Genomic DNA, 23774 nt, shown 5'->3' with positions numbered 1-23774 from the left:
ACACATGAATACACCTTTACAAATTCCTGCGAGAACGATTATGACTCCTGGTCCAGTTGAAGTTGATCCAAGGGTTTTAAAAGCGATGTCCTCATCAATATTAGGGCAATTCGATCCTAGTTTTACCTCATTAATGAACGAAACGATGGAGATGCTGAGAGAGGTTCTTCAGACGAGTAATCATTGGGCATTTCCAGTTGACGGTACATCACGAGCAGGCATTGAAGCAATGCTTTGCAGTGTAATTGAAGAAGGAGATAAAGTATTAATTCCTTCCTTTGGTCGTTTTGGCGGATTATTAACAGAGATTGCCGAGCGTTGTGGTGCCGACGTTCATCTAATTCACTGTGAGTGGGGCAAGGTTTTTGAACCTAATGATGTTATTAAAGAAATGAAAAGAGTCAACCCAAAAGTTGTTGCAATGGTTCATGGTGATACGTCAACAGGGCGAGTTCAACCACTAAAGGAGATAGGGTATGCATGCCGTGAAATGGGCGTTCTTCTCCTAGTTGATGCAGTTGCAACCGTTGCCGGAACAGAGGTGAAAACCGATGAATGGATGATTGATGGACTAATCACTGGTACACAGAAATGTATCTCTGTCCCCGCGGGGATGGCACCGTTAACCTATAACGACCGAATTGAGAAAATACTGCTTGAACGTAAATCAATTGAGAAAGGACTTGTTTCCTCTGAGCAGCAAAGACTTGCCCAGAAGGATCGAAGAATTCAAAGTAATTATCTTGATTTAAGCCAATTACAGGATTATTGGAGTCCAGCACGACTGAATCACCACACTGAGGCGACAACAATGCTCTACGGATTACATGAGGGACTTCGAATCATCTTAGAAGAAGGCTTGGCTAATAGATATGACCGTCATCAAAAAAATGAGCAGGCATTAGTCGCTGGTCTAGAGGCAATGGGCCTTTCTCTTTTTGGAGACAAGGCTAGTAAGCTACCAACCGTAACATGTGTCACTATTCCTGAAGGGATTAATGGAGACTCAGTCCGATCGATGCTCTTAGATGATTTTGGAATTGAAATTGCCAGTTCATTTGGGCCACTTCACGGGAAAATTTGGAGAATTGGTACGATGGGATACAGCTGCCAGCAACGTAATGTCTTACTAACTCTTGCAGCTTTAGAAGCCGTGCTACTTAGACATAAAGCAAAGCTACATGTCGGTGAAGGGGTTCAAGCGGCATTGGATATATATAAGCAGTCTGAAAAAGTAGAGGCATAGGCTAAGGAGGCAGCAAAATGAATAATGGATTTGTTGATCAACAAGTCGTTGTCAAACCTACGGGAGATGGCAAGCTATCAGGACTAACTTTTGCAGTTAAGGATATCTTTGACATAAAAGGAGTAACCGCTAGTGCGGGCAATCCAGATTGGCTTCGCACACACGAAGCAGCAGTTGGGAACGCACCTGTCATAGATGCATTACTTGCAGAGGGGGCTACTCTATCAGGTACAACAATAACAGATGAACTTATGTTCAGTTTAAATGGTGAAAATATCCATTATGGTACACCGACTAACCCAAAAGATTCTAGACGTATTCCAGGTGGTTCATCGAGTGGTTCGGCAGTAGTGGTAGCCTCAGGTGTAGCTGATTTCGCTCTAGGGACTGATACAGGCGGATCGGTTCGAGTACCTTCTTCTTATTGTGGACTATTTGGTATTCGTCCAACCCACGGAGCGATTTCTACTAAAGGGGTTATCCCACTCGCCGAGAGCTTTGACACGGTTGGATGGATGGCAAGAGATACAGAAACTCTACTAAACGTTGGGAACGTGTTGTTTACAGATCAGGCGGATACCGAATTAGCTTTCTCAAAGCTGATTATTCCAACTGATGCATGGGCAGTAACAGATGCAGCTAGTCAAGAACTACTATCTCCATTTCGAAGTGCGATTCAAGAAAGGTTTTCGACAGTTACATCACCAAAGCTAGCTACAAATGGGCTATCAGAATGGATGACGTTATTTCGTTTGATCCAAGGAATTGAAATATGGGAAACGCATCAACAATGGATTAAAGAAACGAATCCGACATTTGCTCCTGATATTGCAGATCGTTTCAAATGGGCTAGTACGCTTGATCGTGATAAATATGAGCCTAAAACAATTGAAAGAAATAAAGTTCGCAGTCGAGTCAATGAATTAGTTGGGAACGATGGAGTCCTGGTTATTCCAACAACACCTGGAGTCGCTCCCCTAATTGGCATGAGTGGCAAGGAACTTGAGAAAAAACGTTCAAGTACAATGGAGCTATGTGCAATTGCTGGTCTTACTGGATTGCCACAAGTGACGATCCCAGTAGGAGACGTCGATGGTGCACCAGTTGGTTTGTCATTTATTGCTGGTGCTAATCAAGACCTAAGGTTACTAAAGTGGATTGAAGCAAATAAAGAGTTATGGTTAGAGAGTAGGGAGTAATTATGAAGCTTGCGACAATTAGACTTGGCCGAGAAGAGGTTTGTTGTTTACTGACAGAAGCGGGGGCACTTCCGCTTGAGCAAGTAAATAAGGAGTGGGACAAATCTTTGCTTGATCTAATTACTGACGAAAGGCTTGCTGTCATTCAAGCATGGTCTACATCTGGTTACCAAGCTGAAAGATATGAACTCATTCCTTTCCCAGAAATAAGCTATGCCCCCCTTTATCGTAATCCAGGTGCAATATGGGGAATTGGAATGAATTACGTGGCAATGCGAAAAGAGCTTGGTGGAAAGCTAGAATCAGATCCTATCTTCTTTATGAAGCCTAGATCCAGCATGATTGGACCTGATGAAACGATCGCGATTCCTCCTCAATCTAAGAAAACAACAGGGGAAGCTGAACTGGCGATCATCATTGGCAAAAAGGGTAAAAACATTTCAGTGGAGGAGAGTCAATTATATATTGCAGGCTACACGCAAGCTTTAGATATGACTGCTGCCGATATCCATGCCGAAAACCCACGTTTTATGCAAAGGGCAAAAAGCTTTGATACATTTTTTAGCTTTGGTCCAGAACTAATTACCGTCAATGATCTTTCTCAAATGGAAGACTATAGTGTAGCAACGGTCGTCAATGGTGTCGAACAACATAAGAATACTGTGAAAAATATGATTCTATCACCGGCCGAAATCATTTCTTATTTGTCCAAGATTACCACCTTACTACCTGGTGATATTATTATGACTGGAACACCAGGTGCTGCTGTACTTAGTGAAGCGAAGTTAATTGAATGTAGAATTGATGGATTTAGACCGTTAGTTAATGGTGTATCTAGGTCATAGGAAGCAACCTTTTTGCTGCTTTCTATGGCTATTTCTTTTGCTCTTTGTATTATTTTAGTATACTTCTACTGTAGAAAAAGAAGGAGAGGGATGTATATGACGGTCATTCGTGTAGGAATCGTTGGCTTAGGGGTTGTTGGTCAACGGTTAGTGAAAGCCTTTACTGAAGACGATAAATTTGAAATTGAAGCGGTTTGTGATGTTAACGCGGCATTGCTGGAGGAGACCTCAGCAGCCTGTAATGCAAGAGGATATACAAACTATCAGGAACTAATAGCAGATGCTGCAGTTGATCTTGTCTATGTTGCTGTCCCACCTGCTTATCATCATCCAGTCGTTATTGAAACGATCAAACAGAAGAAGCATCTCCTATGTGAGAAGCCTTTAGCCAATTCTGTTGAAGAAGCTAAAGACATGTATGAGAAGGCGAAAGAGGCTGGAATTGTTCATGCTATCCATTTCCCTTTACCATATCAAGCAGAATTCGAGCAAATCAAAGAGTGGGTCAATGTCGGTGCATTTGGAGAGATACGTCGTATTGAATTAAGTATGCAATTTGACCAATGGCCACGGCCATGGCAGCAAACACCTTGGATCGGCACTCGCAAGCAAGGTGGATTCATTCGAGAAATTATGCCGCATTACATACAGATGCTGATCCATCTTTTCGGTGAAGTGGATGAAACGGTTATGGATGTTGAGTTTCCTCAAGCAGACGAGGATAGTGAAATTGGATTAATGGCTAGATTGAAGCTTAAAAACGGGATAAATGTGCTAGTTGATGGTCTTGTCGGTCAAGCAGAACAAGAGCATATTGCTTTTACGATCCACGGAACGGAGCAATCCATCTCCCTTGAAAACTGGAGAGTTCTGAAAAAAGCGGAGAGAGGCCAAGCCTTAAATGAACTAGAACCAAAACAAGCGACTACCTCATTATTGAATGAACTTCATAAAGCAATCAACGGTGAAGAAGCCTTTATCATTGATTTCCATGAAGGTCTACTCGTTCAAGAACTAATTGATGAAGCACACAAGTAGAAGCTGGATATAAAGGGGGGAAATCAATAGAGGATTTCCCCCTTTAAATAATCACAATTGACCATTGGTTTTTAGTAGAACTAGCAAGGCTCAGGGCATACTAGATTTTTTGCGGACATTGGTTCCGCTAATCAGTGTAAAAAACGAAAATACACGGCGTAACGGACATTGAATCCGTTATTACGTACGATACCTCTCATTTTTATAAGATTAGTATGAAATAGCGGATCATATGTCCTTTAAGGATGCTAGGATAGAGGATTAAGTGAAATTAAGGGATCAAATGTCCGTATAGTTTCGGAAGGTGCTATATGCTTATCGATTCTTAGTGAATTAATTACAATCATTTCAATTAATTGGTTCAATGATGAAATAATGGTAGAATTAAATTAGCAATACGTAAAGTCCAATGAAATACTTACTTTTTGAAGGAGGAAAAGCTCTTGAAGTATCGTAAGCTTGGCAGGGCGGAATTAGATGTTTCTGTGATTGGGGTAGGGACTTGGCAATTTGGAGGAGAGTGGGGAAAAGAATTCACTCAAAAAGAGGTTGATGCGGTTTTACATAAAGCAAAAGAAGTTGGCATTAATCTGATTGATACAGCTGAATGCTACGGTGATCACCTTTCTGAAAAATTCATCGGACAATATCTACAAAATGACATTAGAGAAGATTGGATTGTGGCGACAAAGTTTGGGCATCACTTTCATGGTGAATTCAATCGAACGAATCACTGGGGGGCTGAGGAGGTTATTCAGCAGTTAGATGATTCTTTGAAAGCGCTTAAAACTGATTATATTGACTTATATCAATTCCATTCAGGAAGTGATGAAGTCTTTAATAATGATGATCTCTGGACAACATTAGACAAACAAATACAACAAGGGAAAATCAAGCATTTAGGAATTTCAATTGGAAGTAATCAAAATATCTATCAAACGGATCGAGCGACGGAGGTTAATGCTAGTGCGATTCAAGTCGTCTATAATCGTTTAGAACGCGAGCCAGAGGAAGCAGTCTTCCCTTCATGCCAGCGGCAAAACCTAGGTGTTCTTGCCAGAGTACCATTAGCGAGTGGATTTTTAAGTGGGAAATACAAGCCTGGTTCGACTTTTGATGCAAATGATGTTCGCTCACGACAAGATCAGTTAGATGTAGAGAGGAAGCTCAAGCTTATTGAGGAAATTAAACGAAATGAAGTTCCCGAGGGTGTGAGTATGGCTCAATGGGCTCTAGCTTGGTGCTTACAGCATGATGCTGTAACTAGCGTAATACCAGGTTGCAAGAATGTTGAACAAGTAGAAGCCAATGCCGCTGCAGCGTCGTTAGATATGATTAAACCGACGCATCCTCAAGCGGTAAAAAAATAACTTTAATTTGAAGAGGAGAAAATAGAGATGACTTATTTAGCAAGCCCAACTCGTTATGATAGTATGAAATACAATCGGACAGGCAATTCAGGCTTGCTCCTTCCCGCCATTTCATTAGGTCTATGGCATAATTTTGGTGGTGTAGATACGTTTGAAAATGGACGGGCAATGCTCCGTCGAGCGTTTGATCTTGGCATTACCCATTTTGACTTGGCAAACAATTACGGTCCACCACCTGGTTCTGCTGAAGAAATGTTTGGAACAATTTTAAAAACAGATTTTAAACCATACCGGGATGAATTAGTTATTTCTTCGAAGGCAGGCTATCATATGTGGGATGGTCCTTATGGTGAATGGGGGTCAAAGAAATACTTAATTGCCAGTCTTGATCAGAGCCTGAAACGAATGGGTCTTGATTATGTTGACATTTTCTATTCTCATCGTCCGGATCCAAACACACCTCTTGAAGAAACGATGAGAGCACTTGATCAAATTGTTCGACAAGGAAAAGCATTATATGTTGGGATTTCTAGTTATAACGCTGAACAGACTGCCAAAGCAATTGAGATTTTAGAAGAGCTAGGAACGCCGATGCTAATTCATCAACCAAGCTATTCAATGCTGAATCGTTGGATCGAAGAAGATGGTTTGCAGGATGTGCTTGAGGAAAACAAGATTGGATCGATTGCGTTTTGTCCATTACAACAAGGACTTTTGACAAATAAATATTTAGGTGGAGTGCCAAAAGACTCTCGTGCAGCGAAATCAACTGGAGCACTTGGAGAAGATCAAGTAACAGAAGAAGTAATTACGAAAATTCAAAAGTTAAATAGAATAGCAGAAGATAGGCAACAAAGCCTTGCTCAAATGGCATTAGCTTGGGTTTTAAGAGATGGAAAGGTGACCTCTGCTCTAATTGGGGCAAGTAGGGTGAGTCAAATAGAGGATAATGTGGCCGCTCTAAACAATCTATCCTTCACAACGGAAGAGCTCACTCAAATTGATCAGATTTTAAATAGCTAATGTTTATTTACAGATGAAAACATTGAATTGACTAGATGTTTATGCTAAAATCATATTAATTCGTACAAAATAACAAGTAAATATACCTATGGTAAATGGAAGAATAATATACATATGTATAGATGTCTTATTCATGGCCTAACTTCACCTCTTGTTGAAGTTAGGCCATTTTTTGTCGCTTTGCTACAAGGAGGATTTAGGATTAATGATAAAGTCAGAAGATAATAAGCAAGAGTTGCTATTAATAAGTAGTTATATTAGTAAGCAGTTGAAACAAAAGTTTGGAAAAGGTCCAGAAACCTGTTACTCGATCATTAAAGAGAATGTGATGGCTGTTCGTGTACAGCAATTTCGAACACCAGCAGAGGATGTTCTTTTACATAAGAATGAATTAGGTCTTGCTCTCAAGTTTCGGTCTGTGATTATGAAAGCAATCTTTGAAGAGTTGAAGCAAGAAATTTACAGAATAACTGGTTTCAAAGCCGTGACCTTCTTTCATGATTGGAATTATGAATCGAATATAGGACTGATCCTTCTATTTGATGATCCAACACCGGTGATGAATTCCAAGTTTGAATCGAAAGAGGACAGTTTATTATGTGAACAGGTCCAAATTGTTAGTTCGAGAGTCCATAAAACCCCATCTGATGTCAATCTACTCAAGATGAATTCATCTTTATATATATTTGAAAGTAAGGATGTAATGATTAGAACAGAGCATTTACTGCATGAAAAAGGTTTTTCGGATATTCTATTTGAACGTTCTCGTGATATTCAACAACGCTTTAATCACTACAGGGGTGAATTTGAATTGATTATAAATAAATCCATTTCAGACATTTGTATTATGTGGGACTATAAAAATAATAAAAGCTATTCTGTATTTTGGTTGAAATAATGACAGTTGTTCCTGTACGAGTAGATGCTAATTCACCTTTGATTAAAAAGAATTCTCCAATCTAATCTAAGTCAAAATGAAAGGGACACTTTTGTTTTGGCTTATTTCTTTTTGTTTAGATTAATGAGTTATAGGGTATAAATGTATAACTAGTGTGATCTTGCTTAAACTACAAATTAATTACATTCCTTGTAAATAAAAAGAAATTAAATAAACGGGCTAAGTATGATAAAATGAGAGTGGTCGATGTTTTTAAGGCATTGATTTTCGTCTCAGTAAGAAGGGACATAGATATTCTTTGAACATACAAGAGAGTCTTACTCAAATTAGCAGTTTTACTAGCAAATTACTAAGAAAGAAATTTGGGAGAGGTCCTGAGACATGTTCAGCAACTCTTTCAAAGAACTATCTGATTTTACATATACGTGGATTCATCTCCCCGATGGAAGAAATTCTAATTACACAAGGGAAACCAGAATATGTAGAAAAAGCTCGTGGATGTGTTATTCTGACGGTACTTGAAGAAGTAGCGGGTTATACTCAAAGTGTTCTTAATGTAGAAATCGATCAATTCCATGATGATTGGAATTTCTCTAATAACTCAGGAATTATGATCCTAGATTTGTTAGACACAAATCATATTGCAATAGAGGATTTGTCAGTAGACTACCTAAGTGAATTTGAAGAAGAAATTAGTAGGATCAGTGCTATGTTACAGAAAGTACCTGAACAAATCGTAACAACCGTTCCTTCTGAGTCCTTCATATTAGTGAAGCGCTTCGGTATTCTAATTGAGATAGAAAAAGCTTTAATTAAAAAGGGTTTTTCAGATGAATTATTACTGACCAAAAGTGAATTAGAGAAAAAGTATTTTCATCTAGAGGGTCATTTTGAAAAAATAGTTGGAAGAAAAATACGTGATATTTTTATTAGTTGGAATTTTAAACAAGACGAATCACTCATGTGTTTTGTTTTGAAATAAAGGGTAAATGCAGAGAATAAAAGTCTCTCATGGCCTAACTTTCCTACCGCGGAGGGTTAGGTCTTTTTTCTATTTGAAAGGGGTTCGACATGTTTAGGAAGTATAAAGACAAATGGCCGTTAGTACTCATTTTGTTTCTTACCGTCTCTCTTTTATTCACTTTTATATTTGCTCAGTTATTGAAGTATAGTGTGATACCTTTTATCGTTCTTGTTGGGATCGTCATTGGTGCTAGTGGGTGGTTATATAACAGTTTCAAAAGTAAGCACCAAACAAAGAATGCGAGTGCTAATAATATTATACAGATATTGCCACAGGCTGCTATGTTAGTCAAAGAATCTCGCATTTTCAACTATAACCGACCTCTTCAAGAGTTGTTAAAGGTTGATGAAGAAGGATTACGTAACAAAGCTCTTTCTGAGGTATTTCCAAGTTTCCCAAATCAGTTGAATGAGCATGAAGATATCAGACTTTCTATTAACGGCGGTGCATTAATCGAAGTAAGTCATACATCTTGGCAAGAAGATGGGGAGACCATTAGACTGTTTTTGTTTAAGGGTAACGAATTTGCAACAGCCTCGAACGAAAAGAGATTTCACGTTGAGCAATTATCAGTTCTAGGCGAGCTTGCAGCAGGAATCGCCCATGAGATTAGAAATCCTTTAACAAGTCTAAAAGGATTTTTGCAATTAATGAAGAACAACGATGCTAGTAATGTAACATATACGAATATCATGCTGTCAGAAATTGAACGGATTAATTCAATTGTCGGGGAGTTGCTGCTGTTAGCTAAGCCAAAGAAATTTAATATGAAAAGAAATAATGTCATACCTATTCTCGATTCAGTACTAACGATTTTAGATACGCAAGCATCTTTACATAATGTCCAGATCAAATTGAGTTTTGATCATCATAAGGAACCGCTGTACCTTTTATCAGATGAGAATAAACTGAAACAAGTGTTTATAAATATCCTTAAGAATTCAATCGAAGCAATGCCGCATGGCGGAATAATTGAAATAAAACTAAAAAAAGAACATTCCTTTGCCTGCTTTTCCTTTATTGACCAAGGGAGTGGAATGTCCTCTGAGAAGCTAGCCCATTTAGGGAATAGCTTTTATACTACGAAAAGCGAAGGTACAGGGCTTGGACTAATGATGTGCAAGCATATTATCTCAGAACATCAAGGGGAATTAATGATTGAAAGCGAAGAAGACCGCGGAACAAACGTAAGCATCACATTCCCTTATCATAAAAAGGCATGAGGTCGGACAATTAGGTTAAGACTATATAAAAGCCAGATAATTATAGGTAGAGTAGAAACACCGCTCCTGAAATATACTACGCTTTCCGCGGGAAGCCGCTGAGCCTCCTCGAGCTTCGCTCTGCGGGGTCTCAGCCTTGGCTTTAGATCCCGCAGGAGTCTACGTATATTTCATCAGCTACATGATTGCTTTGTTCGCTATTTTAGTTAGAAGCTTCAGTTATGTCCCAGCCTCTTCTCAAACCACCAACATAAGTTTCCATAACACAGGTTTCAAAAGTTTGACGGACGATGATTTCAACTTCATTGTCCGTTATCTTTTTTCGGTCAAACTTCGAGTCCGATCCATTCCAACATTTACAAGTATTTTCATTAGCGATCCTTAATACTGATCTCAAAATACCTTTTCGGAGTGATTTGATGTCTTAAGATCGGTTTTAAAAAGTAAGTAATATTCAGGATTTCCTCTATCAAAGCGGACGGGATGGGAGGGCCGACTCCTGCAGGATGGAAAGGGCAGGTGGAAATCCACCGGCAGAGCCGGTTAGTTCCACGCCCTCCTGCGGAAAGCGTGCCCCCCATCCCGGTAGCGGAGTCGAAGCAATTTATTAGGCCTGCCACCTATCACTCATAAAAAAACTTGTACGAAAAATGCAAACATAGCACACTTAAGACAACGTAATGGTGCCACTCATCGCATAAAGACTACTAAAGGAAAGGTAAATACCATATCTTTCTTTTAGTAGCCTTTTTTTGTCTTTTGTTAGTAAACTAGTTATGATCATTAAAGTAGGATTTCTACTATGTTATATAGTATTCTTCTTTGTACTAAGCTATTATTGAAGTTAATATATTTCGTTATACGAATGATTTGAGCAAGATGGAGGATTTTAAATGTTAAAACTTTTTCCGTTTTTAAAACCGTATCGCTTACCTATCTGGATTGCATTAAGTTTAATGCTTGTTGAATTAATGGTTGAGCTATTTCATCCCTTGTTACTCGCTAAGATTATTGATGAAGGTGTATTACGAAATGATCTTAATCTTGTCATCCGTTGGGGAGTCATTATGATTATTATGTCTCTCTTAGCTTTTGCTTCAGGAGTTATTAATTCCTTTTATGCGGCACATGTTAGTCAGAGCACCGGTTTTGATCTTAGAAGTAGATTATATGAAAAGATCCAAACCTTTTCATTTGAAGCCCTACAGAAATTTCAAACGTCCTCATTAATTACGAGATTAACGAATGATGTAACGTTAATCCAAAATACGATTTTTATGAGCCTTCGAATTATGCTAAGAGCCCCTTTACTTATTATTGGTGGTATGATTATGGCGTTATTTGTCAATGTTTCCTTAGCTTTAATTCTTGTTGTGACAATTCCGATCATTGTTCTCTTTCTTACTTGGATGATGAAAAGAGGAACAACACTATTTAAATTGGTTCAAAAATGGTTAGATGGAGTGAACCATGTAATACGAGAAAATCTTCTAGCAATGAGAATTATTAAAGTATTTGTAACTAGAAAACATGAACAAAATCGATTCTTAGAACGAAATGATCGGCTTATGAAGGGGACGATCAAGGCGTTGCGTGTGATGGAAATTGCTATGCCTTTGCTACTAGTCGTAATGAATACAGCGATTATTTTGGTTCTTTGGTTTGGGAGTGTAGCGGTATCTGACAATCAAGCACAGGTTGGGGAAGTTGTAGCAATTATTAATTATGCAACGAGAATTACTGGTGCACTAACAATGTTCTCGATGATTGTCATTATTTTCTCAAGAACAAGGGCCTCGGCTGATCGAATTGCTGATGTCTTACATACGTCTGAAACAGAGCAAGCAGAGAAAAACCAACGATTACGTATTGAGAATGGAAATATTGTTTTCAAGGATGTCCAATTTTTCTATCCAAACACAAATGAACTCGTACTAAATAAACTGAGCTTCTCCGTGGCTGCCGGTGAAACGGTTGCGATGATTGGCGAAACAGGCTCAGGAAAAACAAGTCTCTTTCAATTGATCCCGAGATTTTATTATCCATCATCAGGTATGATTTTGATTGATAATGAGCCAATTGAACGATATGAAGCAGATCTCCTTCGTGCCGAGATCGGATATGTTCCTCAGGAGGTCTTGCTGTTTTCTGGAACGATAAAGGAGAATATTTCATGGGGCAAAAAGGATGCTTCAATGGAGGAGATTATCAAAGCAGCACAGGATGCTCAAATTGATGAGACAATTAGAAAGCTCCCAAATGGCTATGATACAAAAATTGGTCAAAAAGGAGTTAATTTATCAGGTGGACAAAAGCAACGAATCTCAATTGCACGTGCGTTGATTCGTAAGCCAAAGATACTATTACTAGACGATAGTACAAGTGCACTCGATGTTAAGACAGAGGAACGATTGCTCAAAGCATTAAAGGAATACAAGTGTACCATTATCGTCATTACACAGAAGGTTTCAACGGCAATGGAGGCTAACAAAATTATTCTAATTGAAGATGGTAAAGTTAGCGATGAAGGTAAGCATTATGATCTATTAAATAGCTCGGCTTTATATCAAAAACTAGTTGATTCACAAGCGAGAAAGGAGGTCCTGACTCATGAGTAATCAATTCACCAAACCGTTTCGCTACAAACGAATCCCAATTACCAATCATGAAAGAAAAGGTAAAAATAAAAAGGTTGAAAATTGGGTTGGTACATTAACACGTGTGTGGAGTTATTTATCAGCACATAGGGGATACTTAAGTCTAGTTGTACTTATGGTGATTATTAGTTCTGTGTTAAGTCTCCTGGGACCTTTCTTAATTGGGGTAGCGATTGATGACTATCTTGTCGCATTTGACCAGAATGGTTTGATTCGATTACTTTTCATGCTCGCGATTATCTATGTGCTCTATTCATTGTCAATGTGGCTGCAAAGCTTCTGGATGATTGGAATTGCACAGCAAACCGTCTTCTCATTAAGAAAGGAATTGTTTGAACAGATTCAATTGCTGCCGATTCCTTATTTCGATAAACGCCAGCACGGTGAACTGATGAGTAAAATGACCAATGATATCGAGAATGTAAGTAATACATTAAATAGTTCAGTTATCCAAATTCTATCGAGTGTTCTTACTTTTTTTGGTATTCTAATTGTGATGCTTTATTTAAGTCCACTTATGACACTAATCACATTGACGGTTGTTCCTTTAATGGTACTGGGAATGAAGTGGATTACACGTCGTACATCTGTCTTCTTTAAGGAACAACAGAGGGAACTAGGGGAAGTAAATGGATTCATTGAAGAAACCATTTCCGGTCAACGAGTGGTTAAGGCATTTTCTCAGGAAGAACAAGTCATTACTCAATTTATGGACAAAAGCGAAAAGCTTAAAAGAGCTAGTTTCTGGGCTCAGGCCTATTCTGGCTTTATCCCTAAATTAATGAATGTGTTAAATAACTTAAGCTTCGCAGTTATTGCTGGGATTGGTGGCTGGCTAGCACTTGGCGAGCAAAGCCCTGTTACAATTGGAATGATTGTCATTTTTGCGGAGTATTCTCGCCAGTTCACACGACCTTTAAATGATCTTGCTAATCAATTTAATACACTTCTATCTGCTGTAGCAGGTGCTGAGCGTGTTTTTGAAGTATTAGATGAAAAAAAGGAGGAAGATCAGGAAGGGAGTATTAATCTAGAAACTGTTAAAGGAAATGTTGAATTTAAAAATGTATCCTTTTCATATGAAAAAGAAAGCAAAACGATTTCAAATGCCAATTTCTCTGTTAAAGCTGGAGAGATGATTGCATTAGTTGGTCCAACTGGAGCAGGGAAGACGACAATCATTAATATGCTATCTCGATTTTATTCACCTAAAAGTGGTGAGATTACAATTGATGGTATTAATATTCTAACGATTAAGCGAGAAAATCTTAGGAAGCATATGGGATTTGTCTTGCAAGATTCGTTCCTTTTTGAAGCAAGTATAATGGAGAATATTCGTTATGGAAGCTTTGATGCAAGTGATGATGAAGTTAGAGAAGCAGCAAAGCAAGCAAATGCTTTTTCATTTATTTCTAAGTTGCCAAATGGATTTGAGACCATTCTTGATCAAGAAGGCAGTGGTATTAGTCAAGGACAAAGGCAGTTGCTGTCAATTGCCAGAGTCATACTCGCCAATCCCTCTATCCTTATTCTTGACGAAGCAACAAGTAGTATTGATACGATAACTGAAATAAAAATTCAAGAGGCTCTGCAAAGATTAATGATTGGAAGAACAAGCTTTGTGATCGCCCATCGCCTTAATACGATTCAGCAAGCAAATCAAATTCTTGTCTTAAATGAAGGAGAAATCGTAGAAAATGGCTCACACACGGAGCTTTTACGTAAAGGCGGGCTATACGCAGAGATGAATCACCAAGGGCAAAAAGATGACTAAGATAAAGGGTTTTGTTTTCGCTTAAAAGAATAGTATAAAGAGTAGCAAATATTTTTGAAACCAATTGAAACTAGAAACGTATGTATAAATATCATCAGCATCAATGGAGGTGAGAGTTTGAGTTTTTTTCAGAAGCTATTCGGTAAGAAAGAAACATCTGCTCCAACAGTAAAGGAACGGACAGTGGAAAATATCCAAGTTGGAGATATTGTTGAATACGATCTAGCAGATTACCATGTTGTCGGTAAGTTAACTTATAATGACCATGGATTTGAATGGACGGCTTATCAGCTTGAAGGTGCCAAAACCATTTGGCTTAGTATGGAAATGGATGATGAGCTTTATGTTGGAATCTATGAAAAGCAGACGGAAAAGCTACAGGAACCATTACCAAAGGAATTAACATATGAGGGTGTAAAGTATCATCTTGATGAATCAGGTACCGCACATGTCAAAGGTGAAGGACGCGGGGCGAATGTCAATAATATTCAATGTCGCTACTTTGACTATTGTGATAAGGATGAGGAGAATTTCCTATCTGTTGAAATTTGGGGCAGTGAGATTGAACTAAGCTATGGATATCCAATTGAGCATTATGAAATAAAAATTATAGCAGGAAGCTAATTAAAACTAGGAGGAATTATTATGTTTAAATTTTTCAAAAGAGTAAAGACGGTCGTTGGTTCGGAATTAAATTCAATGCTTGATAAGGCTGAAGATCCAGTTAAAATGCTTGAACAATTTATGAGAGAAATGAGCGAGGATATTCGTGAATCTGAAACATCTGTCGCAAAGTTAATTACAAATGAAAAGATGCTTCAAAAGAAATATGAAGAAGCCGAAAAGATGGCAGACAAGCGTGAAGAACAAGCGATGAAGGCTCTCGAATCTGGAAATGAGGATCTAGCTCGTCGTGCTTTAGAGGATAAAAGAAAGCAGAGCGATCTTGCTGAGTCATTAAAAGAATCATACTTGCGTGCGAAGCAGGATGCTGATGCACTTAGAACAAAGCTTGATGAAATGAAAGAAGAATACAATGAAATGAAGCTGAAGAAAGATTCATTAAAGGCAAGAGCTGAATCAGCAAAAACAAGAACAAAAATGAATCGCTCAATGTCTAGTATCGGTAGTGATCATTCAAGACAGGGCTTTGACCGCATGGAAGAGAAGGTCATGCAGATGGAATCTGAGGCGGAAACGAGTGACGATTTAAGTCAAGCTAGTCGCAGTCTTGATGATGATCTTGAGGCACTTGATAAGGGTAATGTTGATGATGAGCTTGCAGCACTTAAGAAGCGAATGGGGAAAGAGTAATATTGTTCAAAAACCATAATAAAGGGGGGTGAATAGGTGAAGAATTCACTTCTTACGGGAATCGTATTCGTCGTTTTTTTACTTAGTGCTTGTGGAACATCGACTGGGGGAGGATCCTCTCTTTTTCAAGAGGGGATTGCCGTCTTTATTAACAACAATTATGCGTTCTATGATACGGTAACGAGTGCAACTAACTCTTCAAATTATTCAGAGATCTATCTTGCAAGGGATAAGTCGATTGATGAAGTAACAGCTGAACTACAAGACTTTGAACAGCCCGAGAAGATAGGTGAACGACAAGAAGACAAACAAGTGCTTGTGTACGATGATCAATTCGTGATATTAACAGACGATGAGGAATATGAAGGTAGTACATTAATTGAAGTTGCAAACACAGAGTTTGTTAGAAATAACTATAATCCCAGCTTCTTCCAGGGTATGCTCTTAATGAGCTTCTTGAATAATATGTTTGGTAGTAATGACTGGGACCGGAATCAACAGGCTAAGTGTCAACAAAATCCTAATAATTGCTACGGTGGATTTAGTCGATCTGGTGGAGGCTATAAGGGCTATACAACTCCTCCGTCTGTCCGTGGAGGATCTTCTTCTGTCCGTGGTGGAGGACCTGGTGCTGGAAAATAATTAATAGAAAAGGAGATGCGAAATGGAACCATTTTTACTTACATTGATGTATTTTGCTGTTGCAATTATCATTGTTGTTATTGGATTATTTGTGTTTGAATCGCTAACGCGTCAATATAAGGACTGGGATGAGGTCTTAAAAGGGAATCATGCAGTATCATTATCAATAAGCGGCAAGATTATCGGGATTTGTATCGTCCTAGCTTTTGCGATTTATCATAGCTCGGCGATAGTAGATACATTGATCTGGGGCATTTTTGGTGTTGTTCTACAAATGGTGGCATATGTTATTTTTGAACTATTAACGAGAAATTTCTCGGTAGAAGAGCAACTAAAAAAAGGCAATATTTCAGTTGGTATCATTAGCTTTGCGGTTTCAGTTGGCTTGGCCTTTGTAATTGGTGCTTCAATTACATAATCTCTTCTAGGATTGGAAGTAATCGAGGGTGTCGAAAAAGGTTGAGTCTAGACCTTTTGCGACACCCTCGACCTATCTTAAAGTCCACTATCAAAAGGTGGAAACCAGAGACCGCTGAAAAAGTCCTTTTTAGCAGTTTCAAGGAAGTAGCAATGGCTCCACACGTTGCACGCCTGCTATGAGAAACCCACTCATAGCAGGGCTTAAGACAAAGCAACGGTTACGCTCATTGCTTAAAGGCCACTGAAGAAAGGTGAAAATCACACCTTTTTCAGTGGCCTGGTGGACAAGGTAAAAGGAGATCTAAACTGTGGATAATAAGAATATAAATAAGACAAAAGCAATTTACTGGGCATCTGGAGTTGTCTCCATATGCGGAATTATTTTTGAAGTACTTTTTGGTGCAGCAGGATCGTATATTTTAGGTGATGGCGTTAAGCAATATACGTTAATTATTTCTCTGTTCTTAACTGGGATGGGAATTGGTGCTTCAATTAGTGAGAGAGTAACGGGGAATCTGATCCTATCCTTTGTGTGGATTGAGTACTTAATTGGGCTTATTGGTGGATTATCAACTTTCTTTTTATTTGGAATTACTGCATATCTAGGACAAGGAACCGATGCTTTCTTCTTATACACCGTCACAATTGTTATTGGAACATTAACAGGAGTGGAGCTACCCGTATTAATACGTAAGGCAAATGATATAGGAGAAACACTTAACAAAAGTGCTGCACGTGTCCTTTTTTCTGACTACGCTGGCGGTTTGGCCGGGGGTCTCCTATTTGTCTATTTACTTAGACCTGAATTTGGATTGGTGAAAACGGCCTTTGTTGTAGCGATTATTAATATCGCTGTTGCTTTATGGCTTCTATATTATTTCCGCGACGAGATCCCGTCTTATCGAAAGCACGGTTTTATCGGTATTTTCATTCTCCTTATCTTAGTCGGAGGTGTTTTCGTTGGGGACAAAATTGCTTTCTCTTTTGAACAGCAGCTCTATAGAGATCCGATCATCCATTATGAAAATAGTGACTACCAGCAAATTATCCTAACAAAGGAACAAGGTGACCTAAGACTCTTTCTAGATGGACAGTTACAATTTAGTTCAACCGATGAGTATCGGTATCATGAAACATTAGTTCATCCTGCAATGGCTACTGCTGAAAGAAGAGAAAATGTCTTAATTCTTGGAGGCGGTGATGGCCTGGCAATTAGAGAATTAAGAAAATATGATGAGGTTAAATCGATGACGTTAGTTGATTTGGACCCAGCTGTCATAACATTAGCTGAAACGAATCATGATATCATCGAGTTGAATGAAGAGGCTTTTTCAGATCGGCGAGTGAATGTCGTTAATACAGATGCGTTTTTGTATTTAGAAGATACGAGGCAATTGTATGATGTCATTTTAGTTGATTTGCCCGATCCTAATAATGAAACACTGAGTAAGCTATATACATTAGAGTTTTACCAGCTATTAAGAAATCGTTTGTCACCGGGTGGATCAATTATGATTCAGGCGACGAGTCCAACATTTGCGACAGAGGTCTACTGGACGATCGATAAGACGGTGAAGGAAACAGGAATGCACACTGAAAATCTGCATGTTGATATTCCGAGCTTTGGTGATTGGGGATTTATCCTGGCTAAAAGAGAGCCGTTTGATTTAACTCAAGTAACAATTGATAAGGAAACCGAGTTTTTAACAGCAGAGGTACTAGCGGGTCTAATGATTTTTGGAAAGGATATCGATCAGGAGATTACTGATAAAGATGGAGAAGTGATTGATCTCGAGATAAATACATTAATTCATCCGATTATCCTTGAAAAATACTCAGAGGCTTGGAGAAATTATTGACAAGAGAACAAGTATGTTGAAGTAGAACTGCTCAACATACTTTTTCTTTGTGAGATTATCTGTCAGAAAATTCTGTCAAAATTAGAGGGTAATTTACTGTTCACGGCGAATGAATCATGTAAAGGATAAGGTAGGTGTATTCGTTGATTAAAGACTATAGGCCGTCAAGTTATTTTTTCGATGAGATGTTTGGTGAGGATAAACAGCCTTTTTTACACTACAAATCTCTTTATAATAATTATGCAAGTATTAACAGTCAGCTTATGGATTCACGTTACCAATTAGCACAGCAAAATTTTATTAGACAGGGTATTACGTTTACAGTCTACAACAATGATTCAGAGGGAACTGAGAGAACGATGCCATTTGATCCTATTCCAAGAATTATACCTAAAGAGGAATGGGTTGTTCTTGAAAAGGGATTGAAGCAGCGGGTCAAAGCATTGAATGCGTTCTTGGATGATATCTATAAGGATCAACATATATTGAAAGATAATATTATTCCAAGGGACCTCATCGTAACCTCACCACATTTTTACCATCAGGTCGTTGGAATAGATGTACCGAAGCAGAATCATATTTTTATTGCGGGGATTGATTTGATTCGTAATGACAAGGGCGAATACCTAGTTCTTGAAGATAATATACGTAACCCTTCAGGATTGTCTTACGTGTTTCAAAATCGATTTGTCATGCGAAAGCTATTCCCTGATTTGTTTAATAATTATCTAATTCATTCACTAGAAAATCAATTACATGAAATGCATGCAGCACTTAAATACATTTCTCCTAATGAAAAAAGACATCCGACGATTGTGTTACTGACACCGGGTGTATATAACTCAGCTTATTATGACCATAGTTTTCTGGCGAAAGAGATGGGGATCGAGCTTGTGGAGGCACGAGATCTCCTTGTGAAGGATCGTGTCGTGTATATGAAGACAACAAAAGGTCTTAAGCGAGTCGATGTTATTTATCGTCGCATTGATGATGATTACCTCGATCCACTTGTGTTCAATCCGGACTCGTTACTTGGTGTTCCAGGTTTAGTTGATGCCTACCGTGCTGGTCATGTCTCGCTCGCTAATGGAATTGGAAATGGTGTAGCAGATGATAAGGCAACATATGCTTATGTACCAGAGATGATTAGATATTACTTGGATGAAGAACCGTTGTTACAAAACGTCAAAACGTATTTGCTCTCAAAAAAAGAGGATTATGATTATGCTCTTGCACACCTAGATGAATTAGTGTTCAAAGAAAGGAATTCATCAGGTGGGTATAATATGTTAATTGGTACACAGGCGAGCGAGCAGGAAAAAGAGCTCTTTCGTCAAAGGATCATTGAAAGCCCAGACTCATTTATTGCTCAACCGACGATTTCTCTTTCACAATCTCCAACATTTACTGATGAAGGTATATGTGGGAGACATGTTGATTTGCGAGCCTTTGTTGTTCTAAATGAGGATGCCCATGTTGTACCAGGTGGATTAACTAGAGTTGCCTTAAAAAAGGGATCACTTGTCGTCAACTCATCACAGGGTGGTGGTGGGAAAGACACGTGGATTTTAGAATAGAGAAAGGAGGGGATCATCTTGTTAAGTCGCGTAGCAGATTCCCTGTATTGGCTATCACTGAATTTGGAGAGAGCAGATAATATGACGAAATTATTATCTGTACGTCTTGTGAGTCTATTAGAAAATAATGATCCAACAATAAGCGATGCGGATGATTGGAAAGAGATTATTGCGATTTCTGCGAATGAAGAGGATTTCAATGCAACATACGATATATGTAATCGAAGCTCTGTTATTGATTATATTGCTTTTTCAAAAGAAAACGCTAATTCTATTCGTTCATGTGTGGCAATCGCAAGGGAAAACGCAAAAGGGATCAGGGAGATGATTCCGCTTGAACTTTGGGAAGTAATCAATGATTTGTATATCAAAATCAAAGCATTTCCAACAAAGAATGTATCCAATGAGCAATTAAATGACTTCTTTCAAATGATTCTAGGCAAATCATTTCTAATCCAAGGAATTATTTATGACCTTATGCCAAGAGGAGATGGCTATCATTTTCTCATGTTTGGTAAGTATGTCGAACGATTGAGGAAGCTATCACGTACACTTGATGTATACTATCATAAAAAGGTTCAGGGGCGGGATAATAAAGCTAATATCCATTACCATTACTGGATTTCTGTTCTGAACTCTTTGGGAGGGTATGAATCTTATTTACAGAAGTTTCAGGCGTTCATTGAACCAATAACTGTAGCGAATTATCTGATCTTTGATGAATCCTTACCAAGGTCCGCAAAGTATAGTGTTAAGAAGTTAGTTCAGAGTTTTAAGCAGCTTGAAGGTAATAAAGTAAATGAGTATACGAAACATTTAAATGAAAGGCTTGAAGAATTACTACATGAAGTGAGCTATGAGTCCCTAGAAGAAATTGATTGTTCCTTACATGATTATTTTCAAAAGCTTCAGCAGTTATGTGATGAGATTGGGATGACGATTAGAAACACTTATTACTTAGGAGAGATTAATGCGATATGAAATACGAAGTGCTCCAAAGCACTCACTACCAATATAGCCTGCCAGTAAGGGAAAGCATTAACCAATGTATTTTTAAGCCAATAGGGAACGACAATCAGACAATGATTCAATATGAGCAGGCCATTACTCCGAGTGCGGTGGCTTCTGAGCATAGGGACTATTGGGGAAATGAAGTAGTTACTTTTTATATTTGGGAACCGCATAGTGAGCTACAGGTTCGGACTAGAACGATACTAGACTTGCATCATAAGGAACTTGTGCTGAAGATGACCAATGAGATTGAAGCTGAAATGAACAAGGTTTCGTTTAAACAAACGTTTGCTGAATTTTTGATGTCGACAAGATATACACAACTAAATTCAGATATTATCCATTTCATAACAAGTGAACTTAAGCGTGATCAGATTGATCTATTAACATTTGTAGAGAAATTAAATTCGTATATTTATGAACAATTTTCTTATTTACCAGGCTCAACGGATGTAACGACTGTCGCCTCAGATGCCTTTTTCAAGAAAACTGGGGTCTGTCAGGATTTCACTCATATAATGCTTGGTATTTGCCGAAGTCAAGGAATCCCAGCAAGATATGTTAGTGGGTATATTTATTCGGGTGAGGATGTTGCAATGCGAGGAGATTCGGTTACACATGCTTGGGTTGAAGTGTATTTTCCGACATATGGCTGGATTGGTTTCGATCCAACAAATAATATGATAGCTCAAAACCAGCATATATGTGTCGCAACTGGACGTGACTACGCTGATATCACACCATTAAAAGGTGTCCATATTGGAAACGGATATCAGGATTTAAAAGTGTCCATTAGTGTAAAGGCTGCACAATAACCTAATGCTCAAAAGGTCACCGAAAGGGAATTCTCTTTCAGTGACCTTTTTTCGTTATTTAAAAACAAATAGATATTAAAACATTAAATTTTTTTTCGAAAGTTAATAAAAATACTTATTTTAATTAACAAAAGATAATATAATGACCGTGAGAGGGTGAGATTAGTGAAAAATAATCAAAAAGCGTACCGAGCGACAACGATGTCTCCAAATGGAATGGTAACAACACCTCATTATTTAGCTTCTCAAGCCGGCATGAAAGTGCTAGAAAATGGAGGAAATGCAATTGAGGCAGCGATTGCGGCAACATCTACGATTTCTGTCGTATACCCACATATGAATGGTATTGGTGGAGATAATTTTTGGCTTATTTATGATGCTAAGCAAAAGGAAGTTAAGGCCCTTAACGCGAGTGGACGTTCAGGAGAAAATGCGACGATTGGATTTTACCGTGAGCAAGGTGTTTCTAAAATACCAGCAAGAGGTTATCTTTCTGCTAATACAATCCCAGGTGCAGTGGCCGGATGGGAGGAGGCTTTTCAATACAGCAAGCTGAATTTTAGAAGCTCATTAGGGTGGAAGGACTTACTTCAAACTGCAATTGGTTATGCTAAAGACGGTTTTCCTGTTACGAGAAGCCAAGAATTTTGGACAAAAGTAAATATGAATGAAGCAGACAATCAGTTTAGACATCTGCAACGATTTGATGGATTTCGGAGTACATTTCTGAACGTAGATGGTTCTGAGTTCAAAACAGGGGAACGCATGCGTCAACTTGATCTAGCTCAAACATTAGAGCAAATTAGTAATGAGGGTAGCAAGGCATTTTATCAAGGGGAAATTGCTGAGAAAATAACGAGAGAGTTACAAGAAAATGGTGGAGTGTTAACGCTCGAAGACTTTAACAACCACGAATCAGATTGGGTCACACCGCTTTCTGTTGATTACAGAGGGCATCAAGCCTATAATCTCCCTCCAAACACGCAGGGAATGGCTTCTTTGTCAATTTTAAATATACTTAATCATTTCGATCTAACTCAAATCGAAGAAGGTTCAGCAGAGTATTATCATCTCATTATCGAGGCTACCAAACTAGCTTTTAACGATCGAGATCAATGGCTAACGGACCCAGATTTTGTTGATATTCCACTAAACAGATTGTTATCGAAAGAACATGGTGCAAAGCTGGCAAACCAAATCAAGCAAGGAAATAACGCATTACATCTAAATCCCCTTGATCCAAAGGGTGATACAGTTTGGTTAGGCTTTATCGATAAAGAGGGCAATGCAGTTTCGCTGATCCAAAGTATTTATCATGATTTTGGATCAGGAATTATTCCAAAGGGGACCGGGGTTCTACTTCAAAATAGAGGTAGCTTCTTTTCGCTTGATCCACATCATACCAATTGCCTTCAACCAAAGAAGCGAACATTTCATACATTAAATCCGGCAATGCTTCTTAAAGATGAATTACCAGTCCTTATTTATGGAACAATGGGTGGTGAAGGACAGCCTCAGACTCAAGCCGCACTTATAACGAGAATAATAGATTACCAATTTGATATTCAGGCGGCTATTGAAGCACCAAGGTGGCTGTATGGTAGAACATGGGGTGCGGATTCGAATAGTCTGAAGGTAGAATCGCGTATTCCGGAGAAAACAATTGAAGTATTAAAGCAGTTCGGTCATGAGATTGAGGTGTTAGAGGAGTTTACTGATGTCATGGGGCATGCTGGGGCTATTTATATTGACCAAGCGAGCGGTATGAAATTTGGAGGTGCAGACCCTCGCGGGGATGGAATCGCTTTAGGGAATTAACAAATAGTATGATTGTAGATA

20 protein-coding genes are annotated in these 23774 nt (G+C 38.6%); all 20 read left to right on the top strand.

The window, feature by feature from the left end; translation table 11 throughout:
- Window positions 1-4 precede the first annotated feature (4 nt).
- The 20 genes from J7W16_RS15065 to ggt all read left to right on the top strand — a co-directional run bounded on the left by J7W16_RS15065 (window position 5) and on the right by ggt (window position 23753).
- Window positions 5-1246 (top strand): pyridoxal-phosphate-dependent aminotransferase family protein, encoded by a 1242-nt coding sequence (locus J7W16_RS15065; RefSeq protein ID WP_210598161.1) that lies wholly within the window; start codon window positions 5-7, stop codon window positions 1244-1246.
- Window positions 1247-1263: 17 nt separating this feature from the next.
- Entirely contained in the window at window positions 1264-2445 is a 1182-nt protein-coding gene (locus J7W16_RS15060) for an amidase (RefSeq protein ID WP_210598159.1), read from the top strand.
- A gap of 2 nt (window positions 2446-2447) precedes the next feature.
- Entirely contained in the window at window positions 2448-3290 is an 843-nt protein-coding gene (locus J7W16_RS15055) for a fumarylacetoacetate hydrolase family protein (RefSeq protein WP_210598158.1), read from the top strand.
- A 96-nt stretch (window positions 3291-3386) separates the two neighbouring features.
- Window positions 3387-4328 (top strand): Gfo/Idh/MocA family protein, encoded by a 942-nt coding sequence (locus tag J7W16_RS15050; RefSeq protein ID WP_210598156.1) that lies wholly within the window; start codon window positions 3387-3389, stop codon window positions 4326-4328.
- Between the two features lie 443 nt (window positions 4329-4771).
- A complete protein-coding gene (locus J7W16_RS15045) occupies window positions 4772-5698 on the top strand; it encodes an aldo/keto reductase (RefSeq protein WP_210598154.1) in 927 nt (308 codons plus the stop codon).
- 27 nt (window positions 5699-5725) lie between these two features.
- Complete coding sequence (mgrA, locus tag J7W16_RS15040) at window positions 5726-6721, top strand: L-glyceraldehyde 3-phosphate reductase (RefSeq protein ID WP_210598153.1); 996 nt, start codon at window positions 5726-5728, stop codon at window positions 6719-6721.
- A 205-nt stretch (window positions 6722-6926) separates the two neighbouring features.
- Window positions 6927-7619, top strand: coding sequence for a Na-translocating system protein MpsC family protein (locus J7W16_RS15035; protein ID WP_210598151.1), 693 nt, complete (start codon window positions 6927-6929; stop codon window positions 7617-7619).
- 298 nt (window positions 7620-7917) lie between these two features.
- Window positions 7918-8601, top strand: coding sequence for a Na-translocating system protein MpsC family protein (locus J7W16_RS15030; RefSeq protein WP_246880036.1), 684 nt, complete (start codon window positions 7918-7920; stop codon window positions 8599-8601).
- A gap of 89 nt (window positions 8602-8690) precedes the next feature.
- Entirely contained in the window at window positions 8691-9866 is a 1176-nt protein-coding gene (locus J7W16_RS15025) for an ATP-binding protein (RefSeq protein WP_210598149.1), read from the top strand.
- An 893-nt stretch (window positions 9867-10759) separates the two neighbouring features.
- Window positions 10760-12484: an ABC transporter ATP-binding protein gene (locus J7W16_RS15020; RefSeq protein WP_210598147.1), complete on the top strand. Its 1725-nt coding sequence runs from the start codon at window positions 10760-10762 to the stop codon at window positions 12482-12484.
- Window positions 12477-14297, top strand: a complete 1821-nt coding sequence (locus tag J7W16_RS15015) for an ABC transporter ATP-binding protein (RefSeq protein WP_210598146.1) — start codon at window positions 12477-12479, stop codon at window positions 14295-14297. The genes J7W16_RS15020 and J7W16_RS15015 overlap by 8 nt, the downstream gene beginning before the upstream one ends.
- 117 nt (window positions 14298-14414) lie before the next feature.
- On the top strand, window positions 14415-14921 hold the full coding sequence (locus tag J7W16_RS15010; RefSeq protein WP_210598145.1) for a DUF4178 domain-containing protein: 507 nt from the start codon (window positions 14415-14417) through the stop codon (window positions 14919-14921).
- Window positions 14922-14942: 21 nt separating this feature from the next.
- Entirely contained in the window at window positions 14943-15611 is a 669-nt protein-coding gene (locus J7W16_RS15005) for a PspA/IM30 family protein (protein ID WP_210598144.1), read from the top strand.
- A gap of 36 nt (window positions 15612-15647) precedes the next feature.
- Window positions 15648-16253, top strand: coding sequence for a DUF4247 domain-containing protein (locus J7W16_RS15000; protein ID WP_210598142.1), 606 nt, complete (start codon window positions 15648-15650; stop codon window positions 16251-16253).
- 22 nt (window positions 16254-16275) lie between these two features.
- Complete coding sequence (locus J7W16_RS14995) at window positions 16276-16671, top strand: DUF350 domain-containing protein (RefSeq protein ID WP_210598141.1); 396 nt, start codon at window positions 16276-16278, stop codon at window positions 16669-16671.
- Between the two features lie 310 nt (window positions 16672-16981).
- Window positions 16982-18532: a polyamine aminopropyltransferase gene (locus tag J7W16_RS14990; protein WP_210598138.1), complete on the top strand. Its 1551-nt coding sequence runs from the start codon at window positions 16982-16984 to the stop codon at window positions 18530-18532.
- A gap of 134 nt (window positions 18533-18666) precedes the next feature.
- On the top strand, window positions 18667-20109 hold the full coding sequence (locus J7W16_RS14985; RefSeq protein ID WP_346726937.1) for a circularly permuted type 2 ATP-grasp protein: 1443 nt from the start codon (window positions 18667-18669) through the stop codon (window positions 20107-20109).
- A gap of 18 nt (window positions 20110-20127) precedes the next feature.
- On the top strand, window positions 20128-21090 hold the full coding sequence (locus J7W16_RS14980; RefSeq protein WP_210598136.1) for an alpha-E domain-containing protein: 963 nt from the start codon (window positions 20128-20130) through the stop codon (window positions 21088-21090).
- Window positions 21087-21935, top strand: a complete 849-nt coding sequence (locus J7W16_RS14975) for a transglutaminase family protein (RefSeq protein WP_210598135.1) — start codon at window positions 21087-21089, stop codon at window positions 21933-21935. Before J7W16_RS14980 ends, J7W16_RS14975 begins: the two co-directional genes overlap by 4 nt.
- Before the next feature lie 201 nt (window positions 21936-22136).
- Window positions 22137-23753: a gamma-glutamyltransferase gene (gene ggt / locus J7W16_RS14970; RefSeq protein ID WP_210598424.1), complete on the top strand. Its 1617-nt coding sequence runs from the start codon at window positions 22137-22139 to the stop codon at window positions 23751-23753.
- The last annotated feature ends 21 nt before the right edge of the window (window positions 23754-23774 follow it).

This window comes from Halalkalibacter suaedae, assembly GCF_017939705.1.
Classification (GTDB): Bacteria; Bacillota; Bacilli; order Bacillales; family Bacillaceae_D; genus Halalkalibacter; species Halalkalibacter suaedae.
The sequence above is the reverse complement of the archived record's forward strand: the minus strand, read 5'-3'. Positions and strand labels throughout refer to the sequence as shown.

Coding starts and splice junctions, on each gene's coding strand:
- J7W16_RS15065 (WP_210598161.1), top strand. CDS start 5: ATGAATACACCTTTACAAATTCCTGCGAGAACGATTATGACTCCTGGT.
- J7W16_RS15060 (WP_210598159.1), top strand. CDS start 1,264: ATGAATAATGGATTTGTTGATCAACAAGTCGTTGTCAAACCTACGGGA.
- J7W16_RS15055 (WP_210598158.1), top strand. CDS start 2,448: ATGAAGCTTGCGACAATTAGACTTGGCCGAGAAGAGGTTTGTTGTTTA.
- J7W16_RS15050 (WP_210598156.1), top strand. CDS start 3,387: ATGACGGTCATTCGTGTAGGAATCGTTGGCTTAGGGGTTGTTGGTCAA.
- mgrA (WP_210598153.1), top strand. CDS start 5,726: ATGACTTATTTAGCAAGCCCAACTCGTTATGATAGTATGAAATACAAT.
- J7W16_RS15035 (WP_210598151.1), top strand. CDS start 6,927: ATGATAAAGTCAGAAGATAATAAGCAAGAGTTGCTATTAATAAGTAGT.
- J7W16_RS15025 (WP_210598149.1), top strand. CDS start 8,691: ATGTTTAGGAAGTATAAAGACAAATGGCCGTTAGTACTCATTTTGTTT.
- J7W16_RS15020 (WP_210598147.1), top strand. CDS start 10,760: ATGTTAAAACTTTTTCCGTTTTTAAAACCGTATCGCTTACCTATCTGG.
- J7W16_RS15015 (WP_210598146.1), top strand. CDS start 12,477: ATGAGTAATCAATTCACCAAACCGTTTCGCTACAAACGAATCCCAATT.
- J7W16_RS15005 (WP_210598144.1), top strand. CDS start 14,943: ATGTTTAAATTTTTCAAAAGAGTAAAGACGGTCGTTGGTTCGGAATTA.
- J7W16_RS14995 (WP_210598141.1), top strand. CDS start 16,276: ATGGAACCATTTTTACTTACATTGATGTATTTTGCTGTTGCAATTATC.
- J7W16_RS14975 (WP_210598135.1), top strand. CDS start 21,087: ATGAAATACGAAGTGCTCCAAAGCACTCACTACCAATATAGCCTGCCA.
- ggt (WP_210598424.1), top strand. CDS start 22,137: ATGTCTCCAAATGGAATGGTAACAACACCTCATTATTTAGCTTCTCAA.